Raw genomic sequence first — 541 nt, forward strand, 5'->3', positions numbered from 1 at the left:
AGATATTTGAAAATCCTATCGTGCGGGATAAGCTGACAGGTTTACCAATGGTAAGGTCATCTATCTGGAAGGGGCATCTCAGATTTGCGGCGGAAAGAGTTAATGATTTGGATGGTAAAAATATCAACGAGATTACAAAGCCGGAGATCAATAGCCTCGTTGAGCTGGTATGTAAATTATTGAACGAAAAGAGGAGTGGACGATAGATGGGAGTGCTTCCTTACTGGGATAGGGCGCTTAAGACAAAGGGCTTTTCATGTCAGAAAAGGCAGCTTCCGCCCTGGATAAGAGGGAGTAGATGCGCCAGGCCTCTTCTGGGTCGAGATTGCTCCTGTCTGTCTTTAAGAGGTAACTGCCGTCGAGCTTCTCTGCCGCCGCTTTCTTCCCTTCCCTCACCGTAAATGTCAGTTCGCCTTCGTCGTAGGCGATCTCGTAGTACTTAGCGACGCGGGGATAGCGCTCCTTTATTCTGCCTATGGCCTCGTAGATCTCCTCTTCTCTGACCAGCTTGCCACAAGTTATGCGCTCTTTCAGCTTCTTT

General features: G+C 48.4%; 2 protein-coding genes. One reads left to right on the forward strand and one right to left on the reverse strand.

Annotated features, from left to right (window positions below; genetic code table 11):
* Window positions 1-206: RAMP superfamily CRISPR-associated protein (locus EZM41_RS03500; protein ID WP_198469555.1), on the forward strand; the 206-nt coding region annotated here is incomplete at its 5' end.
* Window positions 207-237: 31 nt separating this feature from the next.
* Here the strand turns inward: EZM41_RS03500 and EZM41_RS03505 are convergent.
* On the reverse strand, window positions 238-541 hold a 304-nt coding region (locus tag EZM41_RS03505; RefSeq protein WP_198469557.1), incomplete at its 5' end, for a hypothetical protein.

The sequence above is a fragment of the Acetomicrobium sp. S15 = DSM 107314 genome (assembly GCF_016125955.1).
Classification (GTDB): Bacteria; Synergistota; Synergistia; order Synergistales; family Thermosynergistaceae; genus Thermosynergistes; species Thermosynergistes pyruvativorans.